The sequence below is a fragment of the Streptomyces abikoensis genome (genome assembly GCF_014648775.1).
GTDB classification, from domain to species: Bacteria; Actinomycetota; Actinomycetes; order Streptomycetales; family Streptomycetaceae; genus Streptomyces; species Streptomyces abikoensis.
In genome coordinates, this window is record NZ_BMRT01000001.1 from 635,325 (window position 1) to 649,411 (window position 14,087).

The following is a 14,087-nucleotide window of genomic DNA, read 5'->3' on the forward strand; positions in this document are numbered from 1 at the left end:
CCGAGGTCGTCCTCCGCTGGCGGGCCCGTCAAGGGGAGCGGACAATTGTGCGGATGCTCCGGCGCCGCGCGCCTGACGGTCCTGCCCTGGTCGCGCCCCCGGAATGACCGGTTCGAGGCTAGGTTCCCCGCACGTCGACTGGTGCCGCCGTTTTGGGGGTACTGAGCAACGGACGGGAGGTAGTGAGCGTGACCGACTGCTTTGCTGACAGGGAAGGCCTCACCCGGCCGGTCGGTGAATCGGAAGCCGACGCGTATGTGCGCGGCATCTCATTCAAGACCGGCCCGCCCCGCCTTCTCGGTGTCGAACTGGAATGGCTCGTCCACGATCTGCACGACCCCACCCGCCCCGTCGCGCCGCACCGGCTCGCGGAGGCCGCCGACCGGGTGGGCGCACTGCCGCTGAGGTCGCTGTTCACGGTCGAACCGGGCGGCCAGCTGGAGTTCAGCTCCCAGCCCGCGGAGTCCCTCGCCGCCTGTGTCGCGGACGTCTCCGCCGATCTCTCCCTCGCCCGCGCGGAGCTGCGCGAGCTGGGCCTGACGCTGGCCGGGTACGGCAAGGAGCCGTGGGGCGAGCCCCCGAGGGTCCGCAGCACCCCTCGCTACAACGCGATGGAGGTCTACTACGACCGCATCAACGGCGCCGGGCGCAATGTCATGTGCCGCACGGCGTCGGTGCAGGTCTGTGTGGACGCCGGGTACGAGGGGCCGGGGCCGCTGGGGTATCTGCGGCGCTGGCGGCTGGCCCATCTGCTGGGCGCGGTGCTGTCGGCGTCGTTCGCCAACTCGCCGCTGCTCCACGGCCGCCCGTCGGGCTGGCGGTCGAGCCGGCAGGCCTGCTACGCGCGGATGGATCCGGGGCGGACGGTGGCCCCGCCGGACTGGCACGATCCGAGGGCGGCCTGGGCGGCGTACGCGCTGGACGCGAAGGTGATGTTCGTCCGGTCCGAGGACGAGCCGTGGGCCGTGCAGCAGGGGCTGCCGCTGCGGCAGTGGACGCGCACCGGGCAGCCCCGGCAGGCCACGGCCGACGATGTGGCGTACCACCTGACCACGCTGTTCCCGCCCATAAGGCCCCGGGGCCACCTGGAGCTGCGGATGATCGACGCGCAGCGGGGCGAGGACGGCTGGATGGTGCCGCTGGCGGTCACGGCGGCGCTGTTCGACGACCCGTCGGCGGCGGAGACCGCCTACCGGGCGGTCAAGGGGCTGGGCGACGTCCCGGGCCGGGAGCCGCCGCCGAGGAACGCGCTGTGGCGGCGGGCGGCCCGGCACGGGCTGGCCGATCCCGAGCTCCACGCGGCGGCGGTGGCCTGTTTCGCGGCCGCGCGGGAGGCGCTGCCCCGGCTGGGGGCGCCGCCCCGGGTGCTCGACGCCGTCGAGGAGTTCACCGGCCGGTATGTGGAACGGGGCCGTTGTCCCGCCGACGATCTGCTGGATCTGGTGGGGGCACGGCAGGGGGGCGGGTCGTGAGGCCCGCCCCCGGGTCCGGCCCGGCCGCCCTGCGGGAGCGGGCCGCGAGTGCCCTGCTCGCCGCTCGCGCGCGCACCCGCGCGCTGACGACTTGTGTGGACGAGCGGGAGCTCGTCGCCCAGCACTCCCCGCTGATGTCCCCGCTGGTGTGGGATCTCGCCCACATCGGCAATCAGGAGGAGCTGTGGCTGTTGCGGGCCGTGGCCGGGCAGGAGGCGCTGCGGCCCGAGCTCGACCCGGTGTACGACGCCTTCGAGCATCCCCGGGCGGAGCGGCCGTCGCTGCCGCTGCTGCCCCCGCGCGAGGCCCACGCCTACGCTGCCGATGTGCGCGGCAGGGTGCTGGACGTGCTGGAGCGGGCGCCCGTGGAGGGCGGGGGGCCGCTGCTGGCGGGCAGCTTCGCCTTCGGCATGATCGCGCAGCATGAGCAGCAGCACGACGAGACGATGCTCATCACGCATCAGTTGCGGGCCGGCCCGGCGGCGCTGACGGCGCCCGAGCCGCCGTCCGCCGCGCCGGACGCGGCGCTGCTGCCGGCGGAAGTGCTGGTGGAGGGCGGCCCGTTCACCATGGGCACATCCACGGAGCCCTGGGCGCTGGACAACGAGCGGCCGGCCCACCCCCGGCTGGTGGCGTCGTTCTTCATCGACACGCTGCCGGTGAGCAACGGCGCGTATCTGCGCTTCGTCGAGGACGGCGGTTACGCGGACCCGCGCTGGTGGCGTCCGGAGGGCTGGGAGCAGGTGCGCCGCCACTCCCTGGTGGCCCCGCTGTTCTGGCGGCGCGAGGGCGGCGCGTGGCTGCGGCGGCGGTTCGGGGTGACCGAGCCCGTGCCGCCCGACGAGCCGGTGCTGCACGTGAGCTGGTACGAGGCCGCGGCGTACGCGGCGTGGGCCGGGCGGCGGCTGCCCACGGAGGCCGAGTGGGAGAAGGCCGCCCGGCACGACCCGGCCTCGGGGCGCTCCCGGCGCTATCCGTGGGGCGATGACGATCCCACCCCCGAGCACGCCAACCTCGGCCAGCGCCATCTGCGTCCGGCGCCGGTGGGCGCCTACGCGCGGGGTGCGTCCCCGCTGGGGGTGCGGCAGCTGATCGGGGACGTCTGGGAGTGGACGGCGAGCGACTTCCTGCCGTACCCGGGGTTCCGGGCGTTCCCCTACCGGGAGTACTCCGAGGTGTTCTTCGGCGACGGCCTGAAGGTGCTGCGCGGTGGTTCCTTCGCCGTCGACCCGGTGGCCTGCCGGGGGACGTTCCGCAACTGGGACCTGCCCGTCCGCCGGCAGATCTTCTCCGGCTTCCGCACGGCGCGCGACGCGGAACCCGTCTGATGTGCCGCCACATCGCGGTCCTGGGCCCCGACGCCCCGCTCGCCGAAAGCCTGACGGATCCGCCGTACTCGCTCGTCCGCCAGTCCTGGGCGCCGCGTCACCAGCGGAACGGGACGGTCAACGCGGACGGCTTCGGCGTGGGCTGGTACGCGCCGGGCGACCCGCTGCCCGCCCGCTACCGGCGGGCCGGGCCCGTCTGGGGCGACGAGTCGTTCGCCGACATCGCCCGGGTGGTAAGGACCCGGGCGCTGCTGGCCGCCGTGCGCGACGCGACGTTCGCGGGCGGGGACGGGGAGGCCGCCGCGGCGCCCTTCGCGAGCGGCCCCTGGCTGTTCAGCCACAACGGGGCCGTCGCCGGCTGGCCCGACACGGCGGAGACGCTGGTCCCGCTGCTGCCGCCGGGCGCGTTGCTGCGGCTCACCGCCCGCTGCGACTCGGCGTTCGTCTGGGCGCTGGTGGAGCACCGGCTGCTGGGCGGCGAACCGCTGGGGCGGGCGCTGGCCGGGACGGTCGCGGCGCTGGCGCGGGCCGCTCCCGCCTCGCGGCTCAATCTGCTGCTCACGGACGGCGCACAGATCGCCGCCACGGCGTGGGGCGATTCGCTCTGGTACCGGGCCGGGCCCGGTGAGCGCACGGTCGTGGCCTCCGAGCCGTACGACGACGCGCCGGGCTGGAGCGAGGTCCCCGACCGGTCGCTGCTGACGGCCGACCGCACCGGCGTGGCCGTCTCTTCTCTCTCCCCACCCACCTCACGCATCGCACGCTTTCCGGATTCCCCGCGCAAGGAGCCCGTTCAGTGAGTCCGTTCGTCCTCACCCGTACCCTCCCCCTCGACGCCACGGCCGCCGCGCTGCGCGCCGACGTCTCCGAGGGCTTGACCCGCTCACCGAAGGAGCTCCCGCCGAAGTGGTTCTACGACGCCCGGGGCAGTGAGCTGTTCGACGAGATCACCCTGCTGCCGGAGTACTACCCGACGCGTGCCGAGCGCGAGATCCTCATCGCCCGCGCCGGGGAGATCGCCGCCGCGACCGGGGCCCGTACGCTCGTCGAGCTCGGTTCGGGCTCCTCGGACAAGACCCGGCACCTCCTCGCCGAACTGTCGGCACTGGAGGTGTACGTCCCCGTCGACGTCAGCGAGTCCGCCCTGGCCGGGGCGGCGGAGACGCTGCTGGCCGAGCATCCGTCGCTGACGGTGCACGCGCTGGTCGCCGACTTCCAGTACGGGCTCGCGCTGCCGGACGCCCCGGGGCCCCGGCTGGTCGCGTTCCTCGGCGGCACGATCGGCAATCTGCTGCCGCCGGAGCGGGCGGTGTTCCTCGCGGGCATCCGCGCGGGGCTCGCCGAGGGCGACGCGCTGCTGCTGGGCACCGACCTGGTCAAGGACGAGAGCGTGCTGGTGCCCGCCTACGACGACGCGCGCGGGGTGACCGCCGCGTTCAACAAGAACGTCCTCACCGTCATCAATCGCGAGCTCGAAGCGGACTTCGACCCCGACGACTTCGACCACGTGGCCCTGTGGGACGCGCGGCGGGAGTGGATCGAGATGCGGCTGCGCGCCCGGGGCCCGGTGGTGGCGAAGATCCAGGCGCTGGACCTGGCGGTCACCTTCGAGGCGGGCGAGGAGCTGCGGACGGAGGTGTCGGCGAAGTTCCGTCAGGAGGGCGTGCGGAGGGAGCTGGCCGCCGCCGGCCTCGATCTCACCCACTGGTGGACCGACCGGGCGGGACGCTTCGCCCTGTCACTGGCGGTACCCGTGTGAGGGGAGGGGTCCACATCCGCCGGTGCCGGTGAGATCACCATCTCATCGCACCGGCGCGCCGGGGCGTGGTTCAATTCCGTGCGTGAAACCGCCCGTAGCCCCCCGCAGATTCGAGTAGCGCATGGTCGAGCCGCTGCGCCCCGGCGACCCCCGGCGTATTGGCCCGTACCGGCTGGAGGGCCGGCTGGGCGCGGGCGGCATGGGGCAGGTGTTCCTCGGCGCGTCGCCGTCGGGCCGGAAGGTCGCGGTGAAGCTGATCCTCCCGGAGCTGGCGAACGCGCCGCAGTTCCGGGCCCGTTTCAAACGCGAGGTCGACGCGGCTCGCCAGGTCGGCGGCTTCCACACCGCCCAGGTCGTCGACGCCGACCCGGACGCCGCGTCGCCCTGGCTGGTCACCGCCTTCATCCCCGGCCCCACCCTGCAACGGACCGTCGCCGAAAACGGCCCGCTCGCCCCCGACGCCGTGCTCCGCCTCGGCGCCGGGCTCGCCGAGGGGCTCGCGGCCATCCACCGCTGCGGGCTCGTCCACCGCGACCTCAAACCCGGCAACGTCATCATGGCCGACGACGGCCCCCGCATCATCGACTTCGGCGTGGCCCACGCCCCGGGCGACGCGATGACCCGCACGGGCTCGGTCATCGGCACGTACGCCTATATGTCGCCGGAACAGATACGCGCCGAGACCGTCTCCCCGGCGAGCGACGTGTTCGCCCTCGGCTCGGTGCTGGCCTTCGCCGCCACCGGGCGCGCCCCCTTCGACGCGACGTCCGTGCCGGCCATCGTCCACCGGGTGACCGGCGAACCGCCCCGGCTCGACGGCCTGTCGGGCGAGCTGTACGAGCTGGTGGCCGCCTGCCTGGCCAAGGAGCCGGCCGACCGGCCGTCCACCGAGGACGTCCTCGAGCGGCTGTCGGTCACGGGCCCCGGCACCGCACTGCCCGTCGCACTGCCCGTCGCGCCACCCGACGCACCACCCGCCTCGCCGCCGAGCACCGCGCCCGTCGTCCCCGGCAAGCCGCTCGCCCGGCGGTCGGTGCTGTTCGGCGGAGCGGCGGCCGCGGTCGCGATACCCGCGTACTTCTTGTGGCCGAAATCCGGTGACGGCGGGTCCGGTGACAGCAAGTCCGGTGGCGACGGGTCCGGTGGGGACGGCAAGGACCCCGCACTGCCCGTCGCACGTCTCTCCGGCCACACCAGTCAGGTGGAGTGCCTCGCCTTCAGTCCGGACGGCAGGACCCTGGCCAGCGGCGACTTCAACGGGACCGTGCGGCTGTGGGACGTCGGCACCGGCAACGCGATCACCACGTTCAAGGGGCAGGGGCATACCGGGTGGGTCATGTCCCTGGTCTTCGGACGGGACGGGCAGACGCTGTACTCCGGAGGCTTCGACAAGACGCTGAAGGGCTGGGACGTGCGCAGCGGCCTGCCGCGCGACGTCGCCTCGTACGACGGCCAGTTCGACAGCGTCGGCTGTCTGGCGCTCTCCCCCGACGGCACGACGCTCGCCGTGGGCGTGGGCAGCAGGGTCGAGTTGACGGACCTGTCCACCGGCCGCCGTACCGTCACCTTCACCGGGCACACCGGCAGCATGCATGACATCGCGTTCAGCCCCGACGGCAGGTCCGTGGCCAGCGTGGCCGCCGACACCAAGGCGAACAGCGTGGTCCAGCTGTGGGACGCCGGCACCGGGCGTGGCATCAAGAGCCTCACCGGTACCGACGGCAAGACCTTCTCCTCGGTGACGTTCAGCCCGGACGGCAGGACCGTCATGGCCTCCGGCACGGGCGTCCACCTGTGGGACGTCGGCACCGGCGACCGCGTCGCGACGCTCACGGACGCCCACCCGTACCTGGAGACGGCGGCGTACCGCCCGGGCAAGGCGGTGATCGCGGGCGCGGGCGGTGTCCGCGAGCCCAACATCAAGGACGGCACCGGCAAGACCGTCAGCCTCTGGGACGTGGCCACCAGACAGGTGACCACCACGCTGAAGGCCGTCATGCCCGAGTCGCGGCACGACACCTCGATCTCGAAGCTGGCGTTCAGCCCGGACGGCAAGCTGCTGGCGGCCGGGGTCAACCAGGTCGGCGCGAGCGACGAGAAGGCCACCTCGATCCAGCTCTGGAAACTCCCCTGACCTCTCTTGACCTCCTTGACCTCCCCTGATCTCCCCCGACGGACGGTATCCATGGACGCGTTGTTGCCCGACGACCCCCGCTCGGTCGGCCCCTACCGGCTGGACGGCCGGCTGGGCGCGGGCGGCATGGGACAGGTCTACGCCGGCACGTCGCCCGGCGGCCGGAGGGTGGCGGTGAAGCTGATCCGTCCGGAGCTGGCCGACACCCCGCAGTTCCGGGCCCGTTTCAAACGCGAGGTCGACGCGGCACGGCAGGTCGGCGGCTTCCACACCGCCCAGGTCGTCGACGCGGACCCGGACGCGGCGTCCCCTTGGCTGGTCACCGCGTTCATACCGGGGCCGACGCTCCACCAGGTCGTCAGGGAGCGGGGCCCGCTCACGCCGGACGCGGTCCTGCGGCTCGGCGCGGGGCTCGCGGAAGGGCTGGCCGCCATCCACGGGTGCGGCCTCGTCCACCGCGACCTGAAGCCCGGCAACGTCATCCTCGCGGAGGACGGCCCGCGCATCATCGACTTCGGCATCGCCCGTGCGGTGGACGCCAGTTCGCTGACCGCCACCGGCGCGGTCATCGGTACGTACGCGTACATGTCGCCCGAGCAGATCCGCGCCGACCGGGCGGGCCCGGCCAGCGACGTCTTCGCGCTCGGCTCGGTACTGGGCTTCGCGGCCACGGGCCACAGCCCGTTCGACGCGCCCACGCTTCTGGCGGTCGTCCAGCGCATCCTGGACGACCCGCCCGCGCTCGACGGCGTCGACGGCGAACTGCGCCGCCTGCTGGCCGCGTGCCTCGCCAAGGAACCGACGGAACGCCCGCCGGTCACCGGCCTCCCCGAACGGTTCGCGGCCGCGGCGGATGAGGAGGCGGCCGTGCCGCCGGAACGGATGGTGGCCCCGGCGCCGGGGCAACGCGGCATGCCGCCGACCCGGGCGGAGGGCGCTACGACGATGCCTCCGGCGGAACACGGGACATCGGAGCGCACGACGCCGTTGCCTCCGGCGGAGCAGGCCATGCCGGTGACTCCGGCGGGGCACAGCGCACCGGTGCACCCGGGGGAACACACCACGCCGCTCACCCCGGGGGGCCGGGCGCGTCCGGCCACCCCCGCGGGGCGGCCCTGGCCCGCGACGGTGGCGGACCCGCGTGCGGGCACCGGCGCGACGCCGGGCGGAGGCGCAGCCGCACAGGCGAACCCGTACGCCGCTACCCGAACGAGCCCGGCGCAGCCCGCGCATGCGGGCGCGGGCGCGACGCCGGACGCAGGCCCAGGTGCGCCCCCGGGCACGGGCGCCGCCGCACAGGCGAACCCGTACGCCTTGGGCGCGGGAGTCGCCCCGGCTGCGGGCCCGGCGGCCCCGACGGCGCCGGCCCCGACCGCCCCCACCCCGGCCGGAGGCCGCAAGGTGTCCCGGCGTGCGCTCCTCATCGGCGGCCTCTCCGTCGTCGCGACCGCCGCCGCCATCGCCGTCCCCGTCGTCCTGCTCGACGACTCGGGCACCCCGTCCGCCCCCGGGGCGGACGGCGCCACCCTCGACGGCGCCTCCAGCGCGCAGGAGCTCGCCTACGGAGCCGACGGCAGAACGCTGCTCGTCTCCGCCGGGGACGGCACCATCTGGACCTGGTACCTGGCCGCCGGGAGCAAGACGACCTCGCAGATCGGCATCCCCAAGTACGAGCAGGCCAACGTGTTCACCCGGGACGGCAAGACCCTCTTCCGGGCGGACGAGAACCGGATCCTGGCGTGGGACGTGGCCTCCGGCCGTACCACCGGCACGTTCACCGGCGTCACGAACTACCGGCTCCAGGACGGCTTCGTCAACTCCCTGGACGTGAGCCCGGACGGCAGGACCCTGGCCGCGAGCACCCCGCAGGGCCTGTACCTGTGGGACATACCCTCGGGCCGCAGACTCGCCGTCCACGAGGACGTGAAGAACGGCCCGGCCGCGTTCAGCCCGGACGGCAAGACGCTGGCGACCGGAAGCCCCCTCCAGCTGCGGCGGATGCCCGACGACCGGACGCTGCTCACCGTCGACGGAACCGAAGGCGGGCGGTATGCGGCCTTCAGCCCGGACGGCCAACTCCTCGCCGCGGTGAACAGGGGCACCATCCTGCTGTGGAACACCGCGTCCCGGCAGGAGGTCGCCACCCTCAAGGGCGACGGGGAACTCATCCAGGCCGTGGCCTTCCACCCGGGTGGCCGGATCCTGGCCGGCGGCGACATGGGCGGCAAGGTCTCCCTGTGGGACACGACATCGGGGCAGGTCACCACCACCTTCGACGCCCACGTCTCCGTCACGGCGCTGGCGTTCAGGCCGGACGGCAAGGCCCTCGCGGTGGGGCTCAGCCACGGCGCCTCCTCCGGTGGCAGGGACACCGTCCGTATCTGGCCGGTGCCCTGAGCACGACCGCGCACGCCACGGTATTAGCCTGCCCGTGTGAGCGAAAACGTGAGCGAGGATGCGAACGAAGGGCGGAACGCCCCCCTGCCGTCCGGTTTCGAGCGCGGCACCGACGGCCCCAGGGTCATCGTCGTCGGTGTCGACGGCTCCGACACCTCCTGGCGCGCGGCCGCCTACGCAGCGGGCCTCGCCCGCCGGCAGAACGCCCTGCTGGCCGTCGTCTACGTCCAGCCCCTCCTCGTGGGCGGGGCCGCCCTGGGCGCCCCGGTGGCGGAGACGACCGAGCAGGTCGCCGAGGAACTGCTGGCCGAGATCCGCGAGACGACCGAACGCCTGCGGGGCGTCCACGAGGTCCGCTGGCAGTTCCACACCTTCCGCGGCGACCCCTACACCGGGCTGGTGGAGACGGCCGACGAGCTGAAGGCGGACGCGGTGGTCGTCGGGGCGTCGGAGCAGGCGGGCCACCGCATCGTGGGCTCGGTGGCGGTCCGGCTGGTGAAGGCGGGGCGGTGGCCGGTGACGGTGGTGCCGTAAGCACCATCCCGACGTGCCGGATCGGCGGTGCCGGGTGAAGCTGGGGTGACATCCCCGCTTGATCACCGACACCACATCGGGAGGCGCCCCATGGGGCGACGCACGTACTCCGCCGCGGCCGCCGTGACCACCGTGACCGTCCTTTTCACCGGAACGGGCACGGCACAGGCGGCCGACCACCGTCCCCGGTTCCCCAGCGAGCGGGAGATCAGGGAATTGTTCGACCGGTGGAACGCCGCCCTGGCCACCCTCGACGCGAACCGCGTCGCCGACCTCTACGCCCCGGACGCCGTCCTGTTGCCGACCGTCTCCGCCGAGATCCGCAAGACCCGGGCGGCGAGAGTCGACTACTTCAAGCACTTCCTGGAGAACAAGCCCGTCGGCAGGATCCAGGAGCGGGTCATCAACATCCTGGGCCGCACGAGCGCCATCGACACGGGCCTCTACCAGTTCACGCTGACCGACAAGCACGGCCACAGGTCCAAGGTCGACGCGCGCTACACCTTCGTCTACAAGCTGCGCGGCGGTAGATGGCTCATCATCAACCACCACTCCTCGAAGCTGCCCACGGAGTAGTTAAAGTCGGGCGATGAACAACACCGCCCTTCTCGTGATGGACGTCCAACAGGCCATCGTGGACATCGCCGACGACGGCTCCGGCTACCTGCAACGGCTGCGCGGCGCGATCGACGGGGCACGGGCGGCGGGCATCCCCGTGATCTACGTGGTCATCGCATTGCGTCCCGGTTTCCCGGAGGTCGGCACGCGCAACAAGCCCCTCGCCGCCATCGCGCGGGCCGGCCTCTTCGTCGAGGGCGCCCCGGGCACCGGGATCCACCCCGAGGTCGCGCCCCGGCCGGGCGAGGTGGTGGTCACCAAGCGCCGGGCCAGCGCGTTCTCGGGCAGCGACCTGGACGTGGTGCTGAGGGCACGCGGCATCGACAACCTCGTGCTCACCGGCATCGCCACCAGCGCCGTGGTGCTGTCCACCCTGTGCCAGGCGAACGACCTGGACTTCGGCCTCACCGTCCTCTCCGACGGCTGCCTGGACCTCGACCCGGAGCTGCACCGGGCCCTTGTCGAGCGGCTGTTCCCGCAGTGGGCGGACGTCGTCACCGTCGACGACTGGCTCAAGACGCTCGGCGCGCGGCCGGTCACACGGTCTTGACCGCGCCCCCGTCGAGGGCGTGGTCGGCCCCGTGGATGCCGGCGGCCAGCGGAGAGGCCAGGTAGGCCACCAGGGCGCCGACGTGGTCGGGGTCGACGAAGGCCCCGGTGGTCGCGCCCATTTCGGCGGGGATCTCCCGCAGCAGCCGCTCCAGCGTGATCCCCCGGGCGGCGGCGAGCTTGGCGCCGAAACCGTCGGGCCCGGCCCACTGCTCGGTGAGCACGGCGCCGGGCGAGACGGTGTTGACGCGCACGCCGCGCGGCCCGTACTCCTCGGCCAGCCCCTTGCCGAAGGTGTTCACCGCGCCCTTGGCGCACGCGTACGGCAACGGCGCCGTGTGGGGCAGCCGGCCGCTCATGGAGGACACGTTGACGACGGCTCCCCGGCGCTCCAGGAGGCTGGGCAGGGCGGCACGGGTGGTGCGGACCATGCTGAAGAAGTTCAGCTCGAACATGTCCGTCCACTGCTCGTCCGTGGACTCCAGGAACGTGGCGGGATGTTCCTTGTCCCCGCCGCCGCCGAGGTTGTTGACGAGCAGGTCGATCCCGCCGAGCTCGGCCAAGGCCCGCTCGACGAACGCCGCGGGGCCGTCGGGCGAGGCGAGGTCGACGGGGACGGCGACGGCACCGCTGTCCCTCAGCCCGTCGGTGACGCCGCGCGCGCCGGCCACCACGCGTACGCCCTCGGCGAGGAGGGCCTTGGTGACGGCCAGGCCGATGCCACGGCTGGCGCCGGTCACCACGGCGGTCGTTCCGGTCAGCTGAAGATCCATGGGAGGGCTCCGTTCGGGGGTGCGGGGCGTGCGGGGCGATCCCTCACACAGTTCGATCGTACGCAATTCTTCGTACAATCAAAATTTGCCCAGTACGAAATCTCTCGTACAATCGCGGCATGGTCAGCTACCACCCCGACCTCGACCTGATCCCGGTCGAAGACGTCCTGGCCGCCCTCGGCAACCCCGTACGGCTGTTCATCGTCCGCGAGCTCGCGGCCTCCACCCAGCCGCGCACCTGTGGCAGCCTGCCCGTGTCCGTCACCAAGGCCACCGCCACCCACCACTGGCGCGTGCTGCGGGAATCGGGCGTCACCCGCGAGCGCCGCGAGGGGCGGACCAAGGTCGTGGAGCTGCGCCGCGCGGAGCTCGACGAGCGCTTCCCGGGCCTCCTCGCCACGATCCTGGCCGCGTCCCCGCCGCGTGCCTCCGATGGCCCACCCGCTTAGCGCCCGCGCCGCCGCTGGGGCACGGTGGGGGCATGGGCAACCACACCTACCGGGTGACCGAGATCGTCGGCTCCTCGCCGGAGAGCGTGGACGCGGCGATCCGCAACGGGATCAGCCGCGCCTCGCAGACCCTCCGGGAACTCGACTGGTTCGAGGTGACCGAGGTCCGCGGCCACCTCGAGAACGGCGCGATCGCGCACTACCAGGTCGGGATCAAGCTGGGCTTCCGGCTGGAGGACACCTGACGCACCGGTCCGCCCCGGCCCCCGTCAGCGACCGCGCCGCCGGTACTCGCGGAGCAGGACGCCCAGAGCCGCGCGCGGAGACGGGCCGGCCGATTCGCGCAGGACCAGGCCGCCCTTCGCCAGCGCCGCCTCGTTCGTGAGGAGCTCCAGCGCGACGAAGGCCCGGACGAAGGCACGGTGAGCGGGCGGCGCCAGCTCCGGCAGCGAACGGCTGGCGAGAAGGTCCCGGCGGCTCTGCTCCAGGAGATCCCGGAGCAGGGCGCGGGAGTGCGGGGTGTCCCGCTTCCGCTCCAGATCCGAGCGGGAGACCCCGTACCGCTTGAGGATCTCCCCGGGAAGGGTGAGCCGGCCGTCCCCGAGGTCCTCGCAGAGGTCGTTGACGAAATCCAGACGCTGGCTGCCGTCGATGTAGGAGCGGCACAGCGCACGGCTCTCCTCGGGGTCGGCGTCGGCCGAGAGGACGAGGCATGCCACGAGCATGAAGGCCGGAAGCGAGTACCCGTCGACGTATCGCTGATAGCCCGCCTCGTCCGCGAACCCCGCGAAGTCCCTGTCCATCGGCGCCCCGGCGAGGAACCGCTCGGTGTGCTCGCGCAGGCCGGGATGGACGGAGGCGGTGTGCAGCAACGGGCGGAGCACGGGGTGAGTGCTGTCACCGACAGCCAGCCCGTCGCGCACTTCCTTCTCCCAGACCGTGAACCGGTCGTCACCGCCCGCCGGCTCGGTGGCACTCCCCTCGGCGAGCAGATCGGTGTGGTGCATGAAAGCCGTTGCGGCGATGACGTGCGGAACGAGCTCGGGGGGCAGCAACAGCCGTACGGCGATGTAGGCGTTCCGCTTGTAGCCCGCCACGAGTTTCCGCTGGCGGGTGTAGTCGTCACGCAGACGTGGGTCATGGATGCCTGCGAGGGTGAGCGTCCTGCCCCACGTGTGCATGCTGATCGTTCTCTCCGGGAGACGGCGATGACAGCCGAGCCTAACCGCCTCCCGCGGAACGCCCTCCCGGGCCGGGGCTCAGGCCGCCGCCGAGCGGCCGACGGACGCCTGCTCGCGGCTGCTCGGCCCCGCGACGACGGCCGCCGGACGCGCGCCGCCGTCCACCGACCGCAGGGCCGCCTTGGCCTCCGACGCGTAGGTGTCCACGTACTCCTGCTCGGACAGCCGCCAGATCGCGTACATGATCTCGTCCGTGACGGCCCGCAGCACGGCCCGGTGGTCCTCCATGCCCGCGTACCGCGAGAAGTCCAGCGGCTCCCCGAAGCGAATGGTGATGGGGACGACGCGCGGCAGCAGTTTCCCCGTCGGCTGGGCCTCGAACGTGCCGATCATCGCGCACGGAATGACGGGCGCCCCCGACTTCAGCGCCATCGCCGCCACCCCCACCTTGCCCTTGTACAGCCGCCCGTCGTGCGAGCGCGTCCCTTCGGGGTAGATGCCGAGCAACTCGCCGGAGCCCAGCACGCCGAGGCCCGTGTCGAGCGCCGCCTGCGCCGCCTCCTTGCCGGAGCGGTCGACGGGGATCGCCCCGATGCCCCGGAAGAACGCGGCAATGAGCTTGCCCTTGACGCCACGACCGGTGAAGTACTCCATCTTCCCGAGAAACCGGATCCGGCGCTTCACCATCACCGGCATCAGGAAGTGGTCGGAGAAGGAGAGATGGTTTCCCGCGATGATGGCCGACCCGTGCGCCGGCAGGTGGTGGAGGCCCTCGACCTTCGGCCGGAAGACCCACCTCAACAGCGGTATCAACACCACGTTCTTGAAGAAGTAGTAGAACACGCAGCAAGCCCCTTGTCCGAGCCGACCTGACCCCCGCGCCGACGCACAGT

14 protein-coding genes are annotated in these 14,087 nt (G+C 73.0%); 11 read left to right on the forward strand and 3 right to left on the reverse strand.

Translation table 11 applies throughout. The features are described 5' to 3' along the window. The first annotated feature begins 257 nt into the window (after window positions 1-257). The 9 genes from egtA to IE096_RS02810 all read left to right on the forward strand — a co-directional run bounded on the left by egtA (window position 258) and on the right by IE096_RS02810 (window position 10,792). Window positions 258-1,472, forward strand: a complete 1,215-nt coding sequence (gene egtA, locus IE096_RS02770; protein ID WP_229819871.1) for an ergothioneine biosynthesis glutamate--cysteine ligase EgtA — start codon at window positions 258-260, stop codon at window positions 1,470-1,472. Next, window positions 1,469-2,800: an ergothioneine biosynthesis protein EgtB gene (gene egtB / locus IE096_RS02775; RefSeq protein WP_189447990.1), complete on the forward strand. Its 1,332-nt coding sequence runs from the start codon at window positions 1,469-1,471 to the stop codon at window positions 2,798-2,800. Before egtA ends, egtB begins: the two co-directional genes overlap by 4 nt. After that, entirely contained in the window at window positions 2,800-3,600 is an 801-nt protein-coding gene (gene egtC / locus IE096_RS02780; protein ID WP_189447992.1) for an ergothioneine biosynthesis protein EgtC, read from the forward strand. The genes egtB and egtC overlap by 1 nt, the downstream gene beginning before the upstream one ends. Further along, on the forward strand, window positions 3,597-4,559 hold the full coding sequence (egtD, locus tag IE096_RS02785) for an L-histidine N(alpha)-methyltransferase (protein WP_189447994.1): 963 nt from the start codon (window positions 3,597-3,599) through the stop codon (window positions 4,557-4,559). Before egtC ends, egtD begins: the two co-directional genes overlap by 4 nt. Before the next feature lie 121 nt (window positions 4,560-4,680). Next, window positions 4,681-6,693 (forward strand): WD40 repeat domain-containing serine/threonine protein kinase, encoded by a 2,013-nt coding sequence (locus tag IE096_RS02790; protein WP_189447996.1) that lies wholly within the window; start codon window positions 4,681-4,683, stop codon window positions 6,691-6,693. A 51-nt stretch (window positions 6,694-6,744) separates the two neighbouring features. Further along, window positions 6,745-9,090, forward strand: coding sequence for a WD40 repeat domain-containing serine/threonine protein kinase (locus tag IE096_RS02795; RefSeq protein ID WP_189447998.1), 2,346 nt, complete (start codon window positions 6,745-6,747; stop codon window positions 9,088-9,090). Window positions 9,091-9,174: 84 nt separating this feature from the next. Continuing rightward, complete coding sequence (locus IE096_RS02800; protein ID WP_126918338.1) at window positions 9,175-9,624, forward strand: universal stress protein; 450 nt, start codon at window positions 9,175-9,177, stop codon at window positions 9,622-9,624. A 90-nt stretch (window positions 9,625-9,714) separates the two neighbouring features. Continuing rightward, complete coding sequence (locus IE096_RS02805) at window positions 9,715-10,200, forward strand: SgcJ/EcaC family oxidoreductase (protein WP_189448000.1); 486 nt, start codon at window positions 9,715-9,717, stop codon at window positions 10,198-10,200. Window positions 10,201-10,213: 13 nt separating this feature from the next. Continuing rightward, window positions 10,214-10,792, forward strand: coding sequence for a cysteine hydrolase family protein (locus IE096_RS02810; protein WP_189448002.1), 579 nt, complete (start codon window positions 10,214-10,216; stop codon window positions 10,790-10,792). Here IE096_RS02810 and IE096_RS02815 read toward each other — a convergent pair. Then, the gene (locus IE096_RS02815) at window positions 10,779-11,564 is read right to left on the reverse strand and encodes an SDR family NAD(P)-dependent oxidoreductase (protein ID WP_189448004.1); all 786 of its coding nucleotides are present in this window, start codon (window positions 11,562-11,564) and stop codon (window positions 10,779-10,781) included. The two genes, IE096_RS02810 and IE096_RS02815, sit on opposite strands and share 14 nt — an antisense overlap. Window positions 11,565-11,683: 119 nt before the next feature. Between IE096_RS02815 and IE096_RS02820 the strand changes: the two genes are divergently transcribed. Together IE096_RS02820 and IE096_RS02825 are read left to right on the forward strand one after the other, a co-directional pair. Continuing rightward, window positions 11,684-12,013, forward strand: a complete 330-nt coding sequence (locus IE096_RS02820) for an ArsR/SmtB family transcription factor (RefSeq protein ID WP_189448006.1) — start codon at window positions 11,684-11,686, stop codon at window positions 12,011-12,013. Window positions 12,014-12,045: 32 nt separating this feature from the next. Next, window positions 12,046-12,258 carry a dodecin gene (locus tag IE096_RS02825; protein WP_126917008.1) on the forward strand — a complete coding sequence of 71 codons (213 nt, stop codon included), beginning with the start codon at window positions 12,046-12,048 and terminating at the stop codon, window positions 12,256-12,258. A gap of 24 nt (window positions 12,259-12,282) precedes the next feature. Here IE096_RS02825 and IE096_RS02830 read toward each other — a convergent pair whose 3' ends face one another. Together IE096_RS02830 and IE096_RS02835 are read right to left on the reverse strand one after the other, a co-directional pair. Continuing rightward, window positions 12,283-13,194, reverse strand: coding sequence for a phytoene/squalene synthase family protein (locus IE096_RS02830; protein WP_189448008.1), 912 nt, complete (start codon window positions 13,192-13,194; stop codon window positions 12,283-12,285). A gap of 78 nt (window positions 13,195-13,272) precedes the next feature. Further along, window positions 13,273-14,037 (reverse strand): lysophospholipid acyltransferase family protein, encoded by a 765-nt coding sequence (locus IE096_RS02835; protein ID WP_189448010.1) that lies wholly within the window; start codon window positions 14,035-14,037, stop codon window positions 13,273-13,275. Window positions 14,038-14,087: the final 50 nt, after the last annotated feature.

What these genes read in the sequence shown, in the direction of transcription:
- egtC (WP_189447992.1), top strand. Translation starts at nt 2,800, where the DNA reads ATGTGCCGCCACATCGCGGTCCTGGGCCCCGACGCCCCGCTCGCCGAA.
- IE096_RS02790 (WP_189447996.1), top strand. Translation starts at nt 4,681, where the DNA reads ATGGTCGAGCCGCTGCGCCCCGGCGACCCCCGGCGTATTGGCCCGTAC.
- IE096_RS02795 (WP_189447998.1), top strand. Translation starts at nt 6,745, where the DNA reads ATGGACGCGTTGTTGCCCGACGACCCCCGCTCGGTCGGCCCCTACCGG.
- IE096_RS02805 (WP_189448000.1), top strand. Translation starts at nt 9,715, where the DNA reads ATGGGGCGACGCACGTACTCCGCCGCGGCCGCCGTGACCACCGTGACC.
- IE096_RS02810 (WP_189448002.1), top strand. Translation starts at nt 10,214, where the DNA reads ATGAACAACACCGCCCTTCTCGTGATGGACGTCCAACAGGCCATCGTG.
- IE096_RS02815 (WP_189448004.1), bottom strand. Translation starts at nt 11,564, where the DNA reads ATGGATCTTCAGCTGACCGGAACGACCGCCGTGGTGACCGGCGCCAGC.
- IE096_RS02820 (WP_189448006.1), top strand. Translation starts at nt 11,684, where the DNA reads ATGGTCAGCTACCACCCCGACCTCGACCTGATCCCGGTCGAAGACGTC.
- IE096_RS02825 (WP_126917008.1), top strand. Translation starts at nt 12,046, where the DNA reads ATGGGCAACCACACCTACCGGGTGACCGAGATCGTCGGCTCCTCGCCG.
- IE096_RS02830 (WP_189448008.1), bottom strand. Translation starts at nt 13,194, where the DNA reads ATGCACACGTGGGGCAGGACGCTCACCCTCGCAGGCATCCATGACCCA.